The sequence below is a fragment of the Microcystis protocystis FBCC-A270 genome (assembly GCF_050500235.1).
Taxonomy (GTDB): domain Bacteria; phylum Cyanobacteriota; class Cyanobacteriia; order Cyanobacteriales; family Microcystaceae; genus Microcystis; species Microcystis ichthyoblabe_A.
In genome coordinates this window covers 3,650,962-3,665,925 of record NZ_CP191407.1, presented here as the reverse complement: position 1 = coordinate 3,665,925, position 14,964 = coordinate 3,650,962, and the positions used below count along the sequence as shown (strand labels likewise).

The following is a 14,964-nucleotide window of genomic DNA, read 5'->3' as shown; positions in this document are numbered from 1 at the left end:
ACAGCAACTGAAGCAATAATTTCTTAATCGTTTTCTATCAATATTAACCCAAGCAATTCGGTTTAATCCCTGCTCTAAATTCTCCCAGCGCTTGAGCATGATTTTCTATACCAATACAACGCATCAATAAATCTACATCTAAACTCGGTAAAAGTTGCGATTTACTAACAGCTTCATAACCATCATTTCCTAAACTATAAAACAATAACTCATCATTCATCCAAAACCAAACTTCGGGAATTTGTAACCGTTTGTATGCTTCCAGTTTATTAATTCCTCCACTACTAACAACCACCTCAATCACTAAATCAGGATGTTTTCTATTTGCTCCCAATTCATAAGATTCATCACCTTCTCTTTTAACCTTTTCAAATTCATTTTCTAAGGTGACAGAACCAGTAGGAGTAAAATCTAATCCCAAAAATTCTAAATAAATTTCTACTAAGGAAGCAATACGTTTTTTGATAGTTTCGTGTTTTTTCCCTGGCATTTTTCTAATCTCCAAAACTCCATCTAAAAAAGATAACTTTAACCCTGGGCGATCGATTAGCTGTTCAACAGCTTTAAATTCTCTCCAGGTTAAGTCACTAATTAAAATTGGTTCTGCTTCTCGTTCGATAAGTGTAGTTATCATAATTTAAACCCAAATCTAGAGAGTGAATTTTTCTAAACATGATATCAGATAAAAACAGATGATCATGAAAAATATCATAGTCTAACAAACCCCCCTTAATCATACCATAGCCAGTAAACCTTTTGAGAATACCAAATCATCAGACTTCTTGTAAAAATCAAAAATTGTTGTTAGGATTAGAAGTCAGTAGTCAGGAGAATTAATAATGAATAATAATCAATTAAATGGTCTATTTACAGATTTTATGCCATTTAATCGGCTCTCTTGGGTTTAGTGGGTAAAATGTATTCTAAGATACATTCCTCCTAGCGAGGGGGTGGAACGAACCACAAAGACACAAAGATTGATCGATCATATAGTAAGTTAAACTTATCACACAGAACCTAGAAGAGCCTTTAATCCTTATTTTTGACGTTTTTGAACCCTCAAAAATTAATTATGCAAGAGACTTATCTAAATTACTTGTTAATAAGCTGTTCAGCATCTAAATAAGTTTTAAATAATCGTATTCGTGTAATTTTGCGTCAGACTTATGGGTTAAGAAATTTTCAACATCTGTACTCACCGCTGTTAGCAGCCAATCATTGATTAGTTAAACTTATCACGATCAGTATAATAGACCCAAAAATGTTATTTATTGGTTTAAAAAAGAGAGTGAAAATTGGAAAATTTCCAATCGAAATTGAGCAAGAACAAGCCATTTCACCAGCTTATAGCCAAGCGATTAAACAATTGATTAAACGAGATTTACATCCTCAAGCGTGGAAAGAAAAACCTTTTAATCCTATCCAAGACTTTTTAGGTCAATCTCCCCCCGTTAACACTCAATTTTATGCTAAGATAGGCTGGACATTTAATAATCGAAATGATGCGGCTATTATCGTCAGTCCTGATAACAAAGCTCATTATATTTTAGTTGTCTTTGAAGATGAAAAAAAGTTTTATCAAGGCAAAGAGTTTTTCCCAATTCTTTCACGACAAGTTTATAACCAAATGCTTAAAAAATGACTTAAGAAAAGACTAAAATAGGAGAGAATTCGGGAAAATAAGTAGGTAAATACGCCAATTAAGTTGCAAAGGGTAGTTCAAATGATTCTGGTTCTGATGGAGTTGCCGCCGAGATTATATACATCTGTCCTGAATAAAAAAAGTGCAGGACTTTTAGGGTATTTTACCTTTTTCCTATCGGCATTTCAGGCTTTTTCAATATACCCTACTTAACTTTTCGCAATCCTTTAGAAAGATAGGCAACGAAAAAAGCTAACACTCCCGTCATCCCTACCTCGAAATAATTAGTCATGAGAATAGCGGTAAAAAACAGGAGCAAGATAATTAATATAGTCCGCTTTTGTTCAGATAATTTCATCTCTAATTGCCTCTAATTCGGTTTTAATACTTAATGGTTGATAACCTAAAGAAAAAGCAAGAGAACTATCAAGAGAAACATCCTGCGGACGCGGCGCGCTCATGGGAACATCGCACTGTAAACAGGGTTTTATTTGTTCCCTGGGAAGCTTAAAAACTGCCGCCATTAGTAAACCAAATTGATAACGAGAAACTCTTTCTTTACCCCCCAGATGAATAATCCCTTGCACTTTTTCTAATGCCAAAAGTAACCCATTCACCGCACTATTAACCCCAACAGCCGTCCGATATTCATCAGTGAATAGAGATAATTCTTTTCCTTCTTGGAGGGTTTTTAAAAATGGTTGCAGGAAACTATTAGCACGGGGAGAAGGGGAACCAAACATCAACGGCATTCGACAAATAGCTGCCCGAGGATATATTGCTAAAATACCCTTTTCTGCCGCTACTTTTTGCTCACCATAGACACTGACTGGAGAAACGGGATCATTTTCGGAATAGGGGGCATTTTTACCATCAAAAACTAAATCGGTAGAGGTAAAAACTAGGGGTATTTGATATTGACTACATAAACGGGCAATTTCTAGAGAAGCTGTCAGATTAATTGCCTCGGATGCTTGGGGAAATTCTTGACAGAGATTCGGTTTTGATTGGGCAGCCCCATGAATTACCGCGTCGGGTTTAATCTGTTGAAAAAGTTCTTTAACTGCGGCTAAGTCTGTTAAATTAATTTTAATTAAATTTGGGTCATTACTATTGACATTGTGATTAAGGTATGTACCGAAACTTGCCCAAGATGAGCGAGTTTTTTGGTAAATATGCCAACCTAAAAACCCACTAACTCCAGTGATTAACAGCGTTTTCATAGTTTAGAGATTAAATCCTTTTTCGTAGGCTAAAAACTGCACCTGTGGTTCCAACGGTTCACTAACTAAACCAATTCCTGCAAATCCCCATCGCTGCATCAGTCCCTTTAATTGTGTTCCTGAGAGAGTTTCCACAGAAAAATTATTGGCTAAATCCTGAGCATGGGTATTGATATAACTTAAAGCATCATAGGATTCTTTAAACAGAAGCAGATAACTGGCCGGAGTTTCGCTTTCACCTTTTCTCAGACGCGCTACTAGGTATTGTCCGTCTTGTTTTGACCTGAGTAAATAATGTGTAGTTGCTAACATAGTTTATTAAGTGAAAAGTGAAAAGGAAAAAAGGGGTTGGGTGGGGGTACATCCCATTTTTGTAAATCTACTGAGTTGGGATTTTTAAAGGGAAACTATCTTCTAAAATTGGTCATTACTTCCGATTTTACCACTCAATCCAAGCTTTGGGGGGTTCTACCCCCCAAACCCCCCGTTGGGGGCGTGGCGCCGCCCCCAAACCCCCCGCGCATTAGTTTTTCGGTGGGATGCTTACACGCAGCTGCTGATACATCTGTAATAATTTAAGGGTCACTGATAATTGCTGATTGTCCCTATTTCTGCAAATGTGAGATGCACCCGTTGGGTAGTGGGAAATTTAGCTGAAATTTCCCTATCACCCTACTTTAAATCCTCCAATTTAATTCTAGGATCTACAGCTTTGAGAAGCAAATCAGCCAGAAGATTACCGATAATCAACATAGTAGCACCCATCATTAAACTGCCCATAACTAAATACAAATCTTTAGCCGTCACAGCTTGCAAAATTAAGCGACCTAATCCTGGCCAATTAAAGAAAAATTCGGCGATAAATGCCCCACTTAACAAACTAGAAAATTCAAAGCCCAAAAGAGTTATCAGGGGATTAATAGCATTGCGTAAAGCGTGGACATAGATAACTTTATTTTCCAGTAAACCTTTCGCCCTTGCGGTTTGAATATAATCCTGTCGCAGAACATCTAATAATTGTCCCCGCATCAATCTTTGTAATCCTGCAAAACTGGTAACTGTCAGGGCAATAGTTGGTAAAATCATGTGCCAAGCGATATCTAAAACTTTACCGATAGGGGAATATTCCGAATAGTTAATACTGGTCATATCACCCACCGGTAAAAGCGGCGAGACATTTTGGGCGAGAATTAGCAGTAAAAGGGCAGTGATAAAACTGGGAAAACCTTGACCAAGATAACTGATAACTCGGAAAAATTTATCGATAAATTGGTTTTGTTTGACGGCGCTGAGAATGCCCAAGGGAATCGCAATCGCCCAGGTTAAAATAATGGAAGTCAAAGACATTAATAACGTCGCTGGAATTCTCTCTAATAATAGGGAAGACACGGGACGAAAATAGGTAAAACTCAGACCAAAATTAAACTGAGTTACCACTTGCCACAACCATTTAAAATACTGGACAATCGGCGGGTCTTTTAAACCAAAAAGGGCAATATATTGTTCTTTAGTTTCCTGACTAATCTTGGGATTAAGGTCAAGCAAAGCCAGAAAACCGCCGGGGGTTAATTGGATAATAGCGAAACTCAAAGCCGAGGCCAACAACAGAGTTAATAAACCCTGGAGAACACGCTTGACAATATACAAAAAAGTTTCGCTAGTTAGGAGAGATTGTAACCCATTAGCACTCGATCGAGCGGTTTTAGCCTTATAATTATCATCGGTCGCCGTCATAAGTAATCATGCCAAGTTAATTTCCTAGTGGGGACTCCAATTCAGGAGTCAGGAGACAAATAGTCGCGCAGAATTAATTGCCATTTTTGAGATAGGCACTCTTGCCAGAGTGTTAGCGAAATGTGTAATTAATTCTGCTTAGGTACTTAAAAAAACCTAATAATCGATGAGGGTAATAATCGGTAAATCGGGTAATTTTTCCCGACCACCGAGGTCGATTAACTCGATGATAAAGGCAAATCCTAACACCTCACAACCAATTTTTTCTAATAAATCGGCTGTTGCTTTCGCCGTCCCTCCCGTCGCGATTAAATCATCGACAATTAGGACTTTATGATGGGATGCCACCGCGTCCTGATGAATTTCGAGGCTATCGCTTCCGTATTCCAAATCATACTCGATACTATGAACGGCGGCGGGTAGTTTGCCCGGTTTCCGGACAGGAATAAATCCCGCTTCTAATTGGTATGCTAAAGGAACACCAAAGAGAAAACCCCGCGATTCCATACCGACAATGTAATCGGGGGATAAACCGTAATCGCGACACTTTGCCGTTAGGGTATCGATCGTGTAACGTAATCCTTGGGGATGATTGAGTAGGGTAGTAATATCGCGGAAGACAATACCCGGTTTGGGAAAGTCAGGAATATCGCGAATCAGTGATTTCAGATCCATTCGGTTTCCGTGTCTCGTAAAATGGGGGACAGCTATCTATACAATACAATTTACAATACCCTGACTCGATCGCCCTTGTGTTTTAGTTCTCCTATATCATGACCTCTACTAGCCTAACGCCCGAATCTACAGCATCAGCCCCAGAAAAACCGGTTATTTTAAGCGTTTTACCCGATTTTCCGATTGCAAGTCAGCAATGCGCCCTACATCTCCAACAGCATATCGATTTAATGCTGTTAGCGTTGGAATCCTTAGAAGTCGGTGCCGGGGAGGCCCTGTTAGCCCTCTGTAAAGAACTAGGACTTGATAAAATTGTCAGAAACCGGATTATTTTCTGGCGCTTACGCTGTACTAATCCCTGGCGAATTTCCTACACCCTCGACCGTCTCACCCTTGACCAAGCAAAAGCTTTAGTTATCATTGCCAGTTATCGGGCCAAACCCCTGGCTATATCCATCCGACAATTACTGTTAGCGCGGCAACAGATGGAATCAAAGGGTTTACCCGTGGATAATAATTTTCTTTTATCAGAATACCTAGAAAGATTTCGCTCCAATTTTCGCAGTCGCATGAACCCCCGTCGGGCCAAAGTATCGGTTTATCTAGCTGATGAAAATGCCCTAAATGAACTGGCTTTATCCCTCCTCGATCAGTTATTATTTTGTACTGGTACGACGGGAATGCAGCGCTTTTGGATTAGTTTATTTGATGGGGAGATAGTGTAGAAATGAGAAGACAGTATAGCTTGCCCAATTGTACCCTGATTCTCGATGGTTTCGGCGATGATTTCGCCCCGGCTAACCCCGGGGATAGCCGACCTTTACTCTCAATTTTGACTAACGTAGAATGTCGGTTAGTCGGGGCCAATAAAGTCCTGCAAGGTGGTCGGGTTTTCTTGGAAAATTTGGTACAAGCGGTCAGTCAGTATGCCCAAGAATTTTTGAGTGGTGTTCGTCATCCCCAAGACCCCGTCCATGAACCAGATCATGTGTACCTAGAAAAGATTGACCAGAATCTCCATCGTCTGGTCTGGTATCCATCAACGGACTTGAATATCCCGGAAAGTCCAGTCAACATAGAAATCAGTACCGTGCAGTTATTCGATTTAATAGAAGCGATTGACCAATTTTTTGCCGATACTCGCACTTTACCTGACCTAACCCTGAAATTACAGCCAGTTTCCCGTCGCTACCATAAGGTGAATGAATCGGTGGCCAGTCGAACAGTGCCTTTTTTGGCGGGATTAGGCAGTCTTGTCGCTTGCGCCCTACTTTTCTATCTGTTACCCGTCCCCCAAGTCCGTAAACCCGAAAATCCACCCATTCCCGCCGCTTCTCCCAGTCCCACCGTCCCCACTAATCCCGTCCCCCCTCCTAGATAAAATTAGGCCTTTGCGCTTTTCCCAACACCCCACACCCCACACCCCACACCCTTCTCCCCCACCCTGTCCCAGTTTTTTAGAGAAAGTAACCGAGAAAAACCAGATCTTTTTTGCACAAGTTAGAAAAATTGTGTTATACTGGTAAATCTGTGAAGGTTTTTCGATAGGGAGTATTGAAAAAAAAATGACCAAACTGGGAACCCATTTGATTGTCGATGCTTGGCAAGTACCTGCTGACCTCCTCAACGATCCCGAGCGCATTCGTCGCGCTATCCTCGATGGAATTACGGCAGGAGAAGCAACGCTGATCGATTTGTGTGTCCACCAGTTCAGTCCCCACGGAGTTACCGCGACGGCGACTTTAGCTGAATCTCATATCGCGATCCACACCTGGCCTGAACACGGCTATTTCGCCGCCGATTTATTCTTCTGTGGTGCCGGTAAACCCGTGGTTGCCATGGAAATTTTGACCAAATCCCTGCAAGCAGGTGAGATTAAAGTGCGGGAACTAACCAGAGGATTCCCCGGTCCTGCGGCAGTTTATGAAAGCAAAAAGGAAGAACCCCTTAAGTCTTCCCTGGTTATGGCCTAATTTCTAGCGCCGGCCTCGATAATAAGTTAGCAGCACTGGCGATCGCCTAAACTAAAATCGTGATCAGGATAACCTTTGTTTTTATCCTTGCTCTCTTTCCCTCTCTGCTTAGTCTCTGGTTAATTAACCGATCCCAACAGAGATTAAGCAACCGTTTGAGAGGGATTCGCCATCGTCACGAATACAGCCCGGTGATTGCCAGTGATTTTTTGTCAATCCCTGTAGAGACAGAAAATAAACCGGCATTTATAGGTGATCTTAGTTGTCGTTTTAATGCCTATTCCCCCCACTTGCGTTGTGCGGTTAATCCCCCAGGTCCCTGTGAAGGTTGTCGGCAGTACGAAGCTAAAACTGGCACAGTGTAAGCGGCTTGAGCTTCCAAACAGTTCCCTATTTGCTATCCTTAAAAATTATCGCTATCGCAATTGAGGAGTGTGGGAATAATGGCGTTCAAACGAAATTTGACCCTCTTAATCATCGGATTAGGATTAACTTGTTTACCCGTATATCCGGCCCAAGCTAACCAAATCAGCACCGTCACCCCGAATACCGCAGCCAATCAAACTCTCGCTACCCATCTGGTCCTAAAACTGAAAGAGAGAAAAGTTTACGTTTATCAAGATAAGCAAGTTTTAGCACAATTTACCGTCGCCGTCGGCAAAAAAGGCTGGGAAACCCCCACCGGTAAATTTGAAGTGCGGGAATTAGTTCGCAATCCCGTCTGGAAAAGTCCCTGGACGGGAAAAGTCAGCACCCCTGGTCCCAATAGTCCCCTAGGGGAAAGATGGATCGGTTTTTGGAGTGACGGCAAAAATTCCATCGGTTTTCATGGCACCCCTGCGGAAAATTCCCTCGGTAGCGCCGCTTCCCATGGTTGTGTGCGGATGCGGAATCGGGATGTGAAAGTGTTGTTTGATTTAGTCCGCATGGGAACCCCCGTCATCGTTCAACCTTAATTCTGGCAGATATTTTTTTAAGATGGGCAGGTCTTCCGGGCGATCAATATCCGCTAATTTAGGCAGATAAGCGGTCTTTAAGGCCAGTTTAGCGGCGATTGTCTGAGTTTTTGCCAAGACTTCCCCCGTCCCCCAGGGAATACCGTCAAAAAGCTCTGGAAAGACCTGTTTTAAAGCAATTAGGTAGTATCCTCCATCTAACGCCGGCCCTAAAACCATATCGTGGGTTTTTAGGGCTTCAAAGGCTGCTAAAATCTCTTTTTCCCCGATTTCTGGGCAATCTGTGCCAATAATAGCGATCGCTGTCATCCCTTGAGCAAAACCATCAGCAAAAGCATTTTGCATCTTTTCTCCTAAGTCTTTTCCCCGTTGAGAATGATAGGAATAATGCACACCTAACCAAGTACGCATTTTTTCCTCGCTGCCGCCATGGTAGTAAATGATCAGAGAGAGAAAATTCCTCAAACCCGCTAATTTACTGAGAGTATATTCGGCCAGTTTGCGGTGTAATTCTTCGGCTCCCTCGGCTGCCAAAGCTGGAATCATACGGGTTTTTACTTTCCCCAATTCCGGATAACGGGTAAAAATAATTAGTTGTTGTCTCCAGTCCACGAGTGATTGCGACGATGATATTAATTATTAGTTTTAGCCTACTGTTAATAGGAGGCAGGAAACCCAATAAAACAGGCTTTATTGGCTTAGTATAGATTATTTTAGTTGGTTATTTAATTCTGTGTTGGGTTTCCTTAGGTCAATCCAACCTACGATGGCTTCAAGTGCCAGTCCTGCAAAATATCGGATTTTTTCAGGTCATCGACCTCGATTCGGAATTAGAATTAGAATCTGACTCAAGAATTTGTCTAATATCTGATAAATTATCAACTTTGTAAAAAGAGCCTAATGCAACACTTTCATGATCTTGTATCCAATGATAATGTGGATGATGATAGCCGTACAAGATACACTTTGCTCCAATTTCAATGCCTGGATTAATATCTGATTTTAGTGAATCACCAATAACCCAAACATCTTGACAATCAAAGCCTATATCTTGGATAAATTTTTTTAAAACTTCAGCATTTTTGTGAGGTACAACTCTTATAAAATCAAAGTATTTATACAGTTCATTTTTGTGTAACTTCTTTTTTTGAAATGAATTTTCACCTCTTGTCAATAATGCAAGAGAATAGTTTTGAGATGACCAATCAAGAATTTCTTTAGCCCCCTTAATAGTATTTGGTGTATTTTTTAAAATTAAACGGCCAAAATCTTTAATAGCTTTTAAAGTTTCCTCGGATATTTGATGATTTATCTTATGAGAAACAGATTTATAAGTTTCTATCATACTACGAGTATAACGATAAGGAGAATGTTTTAGTTTTTGCATTTGAAGATGATCAATTTTTTCAAATTCTTCAATTAATTTATCTTCGTTAATTTGTAATTCTTCAGATAATTTTTCCACAAAAAGCTTTCTTGCAAGCCAATAAACATTGCTGGTATTTAGCAAAGTATCATCTAAATCAAATACAATCAGACCACTTTTAGCCATTTTTATATTACCTTGATTATTACTAACCTTGAGTTCCCTTTGGAGATGGTGTTGGACTTGGACTCTCTAAGGGAATTGGATTTTGATTATTATTCTCAGATTTCGGTTGCATACTGATCCAAACTGCAATAATTCCCGTTAAAGCTGCGACAGCGGTTAAAATAAGAGTCAACACAGTTATCCAATGCTTCACAATCATAAATTCTACTTCTTGTTTAGTGGGATAAGGTGAATCTGAGCCTTGAGCTATAATTTCAGATAAATTGTGTGTATCTTGTGCTACTAAAGCAGCATTAAACTGATCTTCTCGCTCTTGTCTACTAATATTTCTTTTATAAGGATTTGATGTGTTACATAGCATTTCTTCAAAAACTATAGTCAAAATATTTCGTCCTCTTTGTATAGCTAATGGTGTTTTTCTTAAATTAATTGCTGTAACAGTAATAGCTCCCTCATAGCCAGCATCTATATGACCTGGATTGAGAACAAGAAGACCTTCAGAACTATCAAAATTTCGTGGAAAAACAGTTGCACAAATATTTTCTGGAAGCTTAATTTCTTCCCAAGTCAACAAATAAATAACCTCACCAGGTTTTATTACAAACTGCTCAGAGTGTTTATCATGAGCTTTATTAATTATCTGACCATGTTGAAAAATTGTTCCAATTCTCAAATCATAGCTGCAAGCTTCTAAGTTAGATGGTTCAAAGTCTGATATGTTTAATAATTTCTGATCGATCCGCTCTTTAATCTTTTGATAAGGAAGAAATCCTGGCATTGCAAAAACTCCTGAATGATGGGTGATTACCCGTTCATGGGCTGTTAAATTTAGTGGATGAAAGCTAAACAGATCAGTAGTTATAGCAATTATGCTGTTCCTACACTTGGTTAGAATTACACCAAAAGTCAGCGAACCTGCACTGGGCATCTTCCAAGGATCCTTCCTCAAGCACAGTGGGGAAAAGGGCGATTACTATTCCGTCGCCTGGGATTGGAGGGAGCGGGAAGTGGACGAAGAAATTGAGCAACTGGAACAGATTGCCGATTTTCTGGCTGCCAATTGGGCTACTATTCCACTGGTGAGCCTGACCAGACTTGGCGAGGGTTATCCAATGGCGTGCTGTACTATGGGAACAGCCCAACTCTTGGCAAATTTGGGTTTGAGTTTTACCCTCATCTGCCAGCAGCATAATTTGAATTCGTTGAAAATGGCGCTTAGACAACCCTTTTTCTAGGCTTTTTTCTAAGTGTTTTCTCTGAAAAGCACTGAGAAATCGACCAGAGTTATTGGGAAAATTAATACCAGTTTGAGATGATTTCATAAGCTGATACTCATTAGCATTAGAGGATTTTGGACAATCTGCGACATCTTTGCAAAACAAAATTTGGCGTTGCGTATTTGCGAGATAAATCAATTAGACACGGGTATTACCTCATACTCTTAGAACAGATGGTGGGCAGTTAGCACGGTGTATGTCGCCCATGCTTTTTGAGCATTATAAGCTGTTCAGCATCTAAATAGCGTATAATAGAAACAGTAACCTATTCAAATATCAATAGCTATGCCAGCCCCTAATCACTTGAATTCCGAACAAAAAGAAAAGTTACAAAAAGCAATAAAAAAAGAAAAAAATCCTTACATTAGAGAAAGAGTTTTGATATTGTTGTTGTTAAATGACGGGAAAACTCAAGTCCAAATCTCCAAACTCATTGGGTGTTCACTGCGAACAGTCTCTTATTGATGTATTCCTAGAGATGCCAATAATTTAGATAGCTTGAAAGACAAGAGAATGGAGGGAAATTATCGAAAAGCGACGGATGAGTATATCAAAATATTATTAGAGACAATTGACAAAGAGCCTCAAGAAATGGGGTATGAGTTTGGCCGTTGGACAGCCAAAAGATTAGCCACTTATCTGACAGAACAGACAGGTATAGAATTAAGTAGTTCTCAAGTCAGGTAATGATTCGGTAGTAGTGGCGTAGCTCTGTTGCTTACCTGGTATGAATTGTGTAAAATATTTATTAATAAAAATAATTGGAACCCGATCAGTCTTTAAACCTCTAGCTTGATCATGAATTTTCTGATAAATATCTTTTTCTGGCTCCTGTCTGGCTTACTGAAATATCAGTCTAGCACCGAACAAAGTACCCCCCCTAGTTCACCTCCGTTCCCCTGTCCTAATTGTGGTTCTCACCATAGGATCAAGAATGGTTCTATTCATAATGGAAAACCCAAACGTCAATGTAAAGAATGTGGTCGTCAGTTTGTGATCAATCCCACTAATAAAACCGTCTCTGACGAAACCAAACAATTAATTGATAAACTCTTGCTCGAACGAATTTCCTTACGAGGAATTGCTAGAGTAACAGGGGTAAGTTGGTCATGGTTACAAAATTATGTCAACAATAAACTGGCGGCTGTCCCTGGTCAAATAAAGGTTTCGGACAAACCAAAAGGTAAATTGGTTATAGAATGTGATGAAATGTGGTCTTTTGTTTTTTCTAAGACGATAAAGGTCTATATTTGGCGGTTAATTGATAGAAATACAAGGGAAATTATTGGTTGCTATGCGCGGAGATAGGAGTCGTCAATCAGCCCAAAAACTTTGGTGCCAGTTTACCAGGCGTTTACCGACAATGTGCAGTTGCTTACACAGACTTTTGGGAGTCATATAAGACAGTAATTCCCAGTAAACGTCATCGACCAGTCGGGAAAGAAACTGGTCAAACTAATCCTATTGAAAGATTAAATAATACCTTTCGACAAAGGATTTCTCGGTTGGTGAGAGAGAGTCTATCTTTCTCTAAAAAAATGGAGAATCATGTTGGGGAACCCTTTGGTATTTTATCCATGACTACAATGCACACCTGGCAAAGGATTAAGCCGCCATCACTACTACCGAATCACCACCGGAGTGAAGGAGTTGATAGTCCTGGGAAAACCTGTGAGCTTCGGGGACAATTGCCGCGGTTTCGTTAAGTATGTCCGGTTGGACAATTACTTTTTCTGTAGTATCTGTGAAGGTCATCTTAATGGGTGTTGATTAGTATCTGCCTGACACTGGCATCAACCATTTTTTATTGTCAGGAGGGAAGACGGGGAATCAATCCAGAACTCGTGTCTGCAAGCAGGCTGTCTGTACTTCGTCGAGATTAGTGGCAAACCCCAGTATAAGAGCTAGTCCCACGGGTTGCATTTGTGGGGGAGTGGCCGCTCCAAAGGCATCAATCGTGATAGATTGATGTTCTTTGTCGATAATCACCACGTCTCCTTCGGCAATGTCCGTCACTGATTCCACTATTGTTACGGCAACGGGCCGTTTTCTCTGGATCGATGCGTTATCAATGACAGAGGTATAAAAATAGATTTTCGTTCCTTTGTCTGTCTTCCCCCTAGCAACGCAGAGAATGGCATTTCCTAGACTGGGTGCTTGGGCTAAAACAGGCTTAATGGACAAGCTGGGCAAGGAAAGCAAGGTTACAGATGCTAACTAAGAGTGCGGCTTTGTTAGGAATTTTTAACATTTTTCTGCAAGGGGTAAATTAACTTCCAGTCATTGTAATAAAAAAAGTGAAATTTTGCCATAGTTTTGAGGCGGATCGTTTTTTTTCTCACTGGGTAGTGATTCGCTAGTAGTAGTGATCCGTCTTGCTTATTTGGTATAGCTTGACACAAAACTTAATTTAGGAGTTACAAAGGTGAGATGCTTCCTTCTCGGATTTGACTAGCTTGAGAAAATGTGGAGAGATTAAGGTTGACTCCCTGAAGAGTCATCCGCGTACATATTTATGAGTTTTGAAAAATAAGAAATAATCTTGAAGTTCCATAATTAATTACCTTTGATTTTCCCGCTTATTTATTAACAATTATATCTGCTGTAATTAGGAATCAATTTCTTGACTAGAAGAGGAACCTCTTTTAAAAGGAATTAGTTTTTTGATTAATTCAGGTGTGATTAAGCCTTGGGGATAAAAAATGGTTCCCAAAACAATTAAAATTCCAAAAATAATCAAACGACCATCGCGCAAGAAATTCCCCAACCAAATTGGTAAACCATTCACGCCGCCGAGGGCGCGTAAAACTTCGGGCAAAGCAGTTAAAACAATGCCTCCCACCACTGGACCGATAAAAGTTCTTGAACCACCAATTAAAACGAAAGCCAAGAAAATAATACTGGCATCAAAAGTGCCTTGACGGGAATTCCAAGTATTGAGAAAATGGGCGCTTACCGCCCCCACAACTGCCGCTAAAACTGCCCCGAAAGTGAAGGATAAAACTTTGTGATAGGTGGGATTAATTCCCATAGCCGCAGCTGCCAATTCATCGGCACGAATGGCATTAAATGCCCGACCAATTTTGATGTTTTCTAACCGGTAGAGAAACAGCATAGTTAGGAATAAGAGGGGCAAAGCCAGCCAAAGGTAGGCTAATTGAGTGGTGAAAGGTTGGGGAATGGCGAAAATACCGACTGCACCACCAGTTATCTCGAGATTAAGGGCAATAATTCTCAAAATTTCTACCCAGGCGATCGTGGCAATAGCTAAATAAATACCTCGCAAACGGAGAACAGGAATACCTAAAACTATGGCTAATATTCCTGAAATAATGCCAGCAACTAACATTTCTAAAAAGACCAAAGTAAGGGGATAATTGCTACTGGTATTAGTAAAAACTTTCGTGGAAAGAATGGCGGCTACATAACCACCTAAAGCGTAAAAACCGGGGGTTGCTAAGGATAATTGACCAGCCATTAAGGGCAGATAAACTGAAAGGCCTAAGCTGGCTCCAAATATCATGGAAACAATTAAAAAACCATAGGTGTTAAAAAAATCAGCCATATTTTCGGTGAGCGGTTATTGGGTGTTTAAGTTACTGGAGTCAATTAGCTAATTTTATCACCGTTTTCTCCCCTCTGATTCTCTGGTAATTCTCGAAATTATCATAATTTTTTACTTGGTACTTTTCCTATAGGGTAGCATTCGCCACCTGAAAAGCAGACGGGATGATCGATGATGGGAAAAAGTATCTTTCTTAACTTTGTCTGGGAAAAAATTCAGGGGAATTCACGAAACAGCAGCATTGGTTAGTTAACTCCGAAAACTGGTTCCTCAAACTGGTTCCTCGGACTCCTCTGGCTGAATTTCCCGATAAAATCGCAGTAACGGGCGAAAAAGTCCTAGAAGCTGAGGATAGCATCAGTTTTAC

At 40.3% G+C, this 14,964-nt stretch carries 21 protein-coding genes and 1 pseudogene; 9 read left to right on the top strand and 13 right to left on the bottom strand.

The genetic code is table 11. The annotated features are described in order from the left end of the window. Window positions 1-43 precede the first annotated feature (43 nt). On the bottom strand, window positions 44-634 hold the full coding sequence (locus ACQY1X_RS17845) for a Uma2 family endonuclease (RefSeq protein ID WP_430013255.1): 591 nt from the start codon (window positions 632-634) through the stop codon (window positions 44-46). A gap of 627 nt (window positions 635-1,261) precedes the next feature. Here ACQY1X_RS17845 and ACQY1X_RS17840 point away from each other — a divergent pair. Then, on the top strand, window positions 1,262-1,642 hold the full coding sequence (locus ACQY1X_RS17840; RefSeq protein ID WP_430013254.1) for a hypothetical protein: 381 nt from the start codon (window positions 1,262-1,264) through the stop codon (window positions 1,640-1,642). 205 nt (window positions 1,643-1,847) lie between these two features. Here ACQY1X_RS17840 and ACQY1X_RS17835 read toward each other — a convergent pair whose 3' ends face one another. From ACQY1X_RS17835 to ACQY1X_RS17815, 5 genes are all read right to left on the bottom strand, one after another. Next, window positions 1,848-2,000: a hypothetical protein gene (locus ACQY1X_RS17835; RefSeq protein ID WP_002737765.1), complete on the bottom strand. Its 153-nt coding sequence runs from the start codon at window positions 1,998-2,000 to the stop codon at window positions 1,848-1,850. Further along, entirely contained in the window at window positions 1,987-2,865 is an 879-nt protein-coding gene (locus ACQY1X_RS17830) for an SDR family oxidoreductase (protein ID WP_430014957.1), read from the bottom strand. Before ACQY1X_RS17830 ends, ACQY1X_RS17835 begins: the two co-directional genes overlap by 14 nt. 3 nt (window positions 2,866-2,868) lie before the next feature. After that, window positions 2,869-3,177, bottom strand: coding sequence for a hypothetical protein (locus tag ACQY1X_RS17825; RefSeq protein WP_002737657.1), 309 nt, complete (start codon window positions 3,175-3,177; stop codon window positions 2,869-2,871). Window positions 3,178-3,537: 360 nt separating this feature from the next. Continuing rightward, the gene (locus ACQY1X_RS17820) at window positions 3,538-4,599 is read right to left on the bottom strand and encodes an ABC transporter permease (protein ID WP_430014956.1); all 1,062 of its coding nucleotides are present in this window, start codon (window positions 4,597-4,599) and stop codon (window positions 3,538-3,540) included. Window positions 4,600-4,755: 156 nt separating this feature from the next. Continuing rightward, window positions 4,756-5,274 (bottom strand): adenine phosphoribosyltransferase, encoded by a 519-nt coding sequence (locus tag ACQY1X_RS17815; RefSeq protein WP_002737799.1) that lies wholly within the window; start codon window positions 5,272-5,274, stop codon window positions 4,756-4,758. A gap of 98 nt (window positions 5,275-5,372) precedes the next feature. On the opposite strand from ACQY1X_RS17815, the gene ACQY1X_RS17810 reads away from it, so the two are divergent. The 5 genes from ACQY1X_RS17810 (at window position 5,373) to ACQY1X_RS17790 (ending at window position 8,203) form a co-directional block, all read left to right on the top strand. Beyond that, window positions 5,373-5,999, top strand: a complete 627-nt coding sequence (locus tag ACQY1X_RS17810; RefSeq protein WP_430013253.1) for a DUF3038 domain-containing protein — start codon at window positions 5,373-5,375, stop codon at window positions 5,997-5,999. Window positions 6,000-6,001: 2 nt separating this feature from the next. Then, a complete protein-coding gene (locus ACQY1X_RS17805) occupies window positions 6,002-6,655 on the top strand; it encodes a DUF4335 domain-containing protein (RefSeq protein ID WP_036399963.1) in 654 nt (217 codons plus the stop codon). 184 nt (window positions 6,656-6,839) lie between these two features. Next, window positions 6,840-7,247 (top strand): adenosylmethionine decarboxylase, encoded by a 408-nt coding sequence (gene speD / locus ACQY1X_RS17800; RefSeq protein ID WP_002781248.1) that lies wholly within the window; start codon window positions 6,840-6,842, stop codon window positions 7,245-7,247. Between the two features lie 59 nt (window positions 7,248-7,306). Next, on the top strand, window positions 7,307-7,612 hold the full coding sequence (locus ACQY1X_RS17795; RefSeq protein WP_069474381.1) for a DUF6464 family protein: 306 nt from the start codon (window positions 7,307-7,309) through the stop codon (window positions 7,610-7,612). Between the two features lie 78 nt (window positions 7,613-7,690). Next, on the top strand, window positions 7,691-8,203 hold the full coding sequence (locus ACQY1X_RS17790; protein ID WP_002735789.1) for a L,D-transpeptidase: 513 nt from the start codon (window positions 7,691-7,693) through the stop codon (window positions 8,201-8,203). Here the strand turns inward: ACQY1X_RS17790 and ACQY1X_RS17785 are convergent. From ACQY1X_RS17785 to ACQY1X_RS17770, 4 genes are all read right to left on the bottom strand, one after another. Next, on the bottom strand, window positions 8,165-8,815 hold the full coding sequence (locus ACQY1X_RS17785) for a TIGR04282 family arsenosugar biosynthesis glycosyltransferase (RefSeq protein WP_002737359.1): 651 nt from the start codon (window positions 8,813-8,815) through the stop codon (window positions 8,165-8,167). The genes ACQY1X_RS17790 and ACQY1X_RS17785 overlap by 39 nt on opposite strands. A gap of 193 nt (window positions 8,816-9,008) precedes the next feature. Then, complete coding sequence (locus ACQY1X_RS17780; protein WP_288141686.1) at window positions 9,009-9,755, bottom strand: HAD family hydrolase; 747 nt, start codon at window positions 9,753-9,755, stop codon at window positions 9,009-9,011. A gap of 22 nt (window positions 9,756-9,777) precedes the next feature. Further along, entirely contained in the window at window positions 9,778-10,533 is a 756-nt protein-coding gene (locus tag ACQY1X_RS17775) for a dCTP deaminase (protein ID WP_430014955.1), read from the bottom strand. A gap of 100 nt (window positions 10,534-10,633) precedes the next feature. Next, entirely contained in the window at window positions 10,634-11,077 is a 444-nt protein-coding gene (locus ACQY1X_RS17770) for a helix-turn-helix domain-containing protein (protein ID WP_430013250.1), read from the bottom strand. Window positions 11,078-11,317: 240 nt separating this feature from the next. Between ACQY1X_RS17770 and ACQY1X_RS17765 the strand changes: the two genes are divergently transcribed. From ACQY1X_RS17765 to ACQY1X_RS17755, 3 genes and pseudogenes are all read left to right on the top strand, one after another. Then, window positions 11,318-11,497, top strand: coding sequence for a helix-turn-helix domain-containing protein (locus ACQY1X_RS17765; protein WP_080601636.1), 180 nt, complete (start codon window positions 11,318-11,320; stop codon window positions 11,495-11,497). 3 nt (window positions 11,498-11,500) lie between these two features. Beyond that, the gene (locus ACQY1X_RS17760; RefSeq protein WP_338010218.1) at window positions 11,501-11,719 is read left to right on the top strand and encodes a helix-turn-helix domain-containing protein; all 219 of its coding nucleotides are present in this window, start codon (window positions 11,501-11,503) and stop codon (window positions 11,717-11,719) included. Window positions 11,720-11,875: 156 nt separating this feature from the next. Then, window positions 11,876-12,641: pseudogene (locus tag ACQY1X_RS17755) on the top strand (IS1 family transposase). Here the strand turns inward: ACQY1X_RS17755 and ACQY1X_RS17750 are convergent. The 3 genes from ACQY1X_RS17750 to ACQY1X_RS17740 all read right to left on the bottom strand — a co-directional run bounded on the left by ACQY1X_RS17750 (window position 12,638) and on the right by ACQY1X_RS17740 (window position 14,597). Then, a complete protein-coding gene (locus tag ACQY1X_RS17750) occupies window positions 12,638-12,787 on the bottom strand; it encodes a hypothetical protein (RefSeq protein WP_176721641.1) in 150 nt (49 codons plus the stop codon). The pseudogene ACQY1X_RS17755 and the gene ACQY1X_RS17750 overlap by 4 nt on opposite strands. Before the next feature lie 75 nt (window positions 12,788-12,862). Then, window positions 12,863-13,216: a hypothetical protein gene (locus ACQY1X_RS17745; RefSeq protein ID WP_430014954.1), complete on the bottom strand. Its 354-nt coding sequence runs from the start codon at window positions 13,214-13,216 to the stop codon at window positions 12,863-12,865. A 424-nt stretch (window positions 13,217-13,640) separates the two neighbouring features. Beyond that, the gene (locus ACQY1X_RS17740) at window positions 13,641-14,597 is read right to left on the bottom strand and encodes a branched-chain amino acid ABC transporter permease (protein WP_430013248.1); all 957 of its coding nucleotides are present in this window, start codon (window positions 14,595-14,597) and stop codon (window positions 13,641-13,643) included. Window positions 14,598-14,964 lie beyond the last annotated feature (367 nt).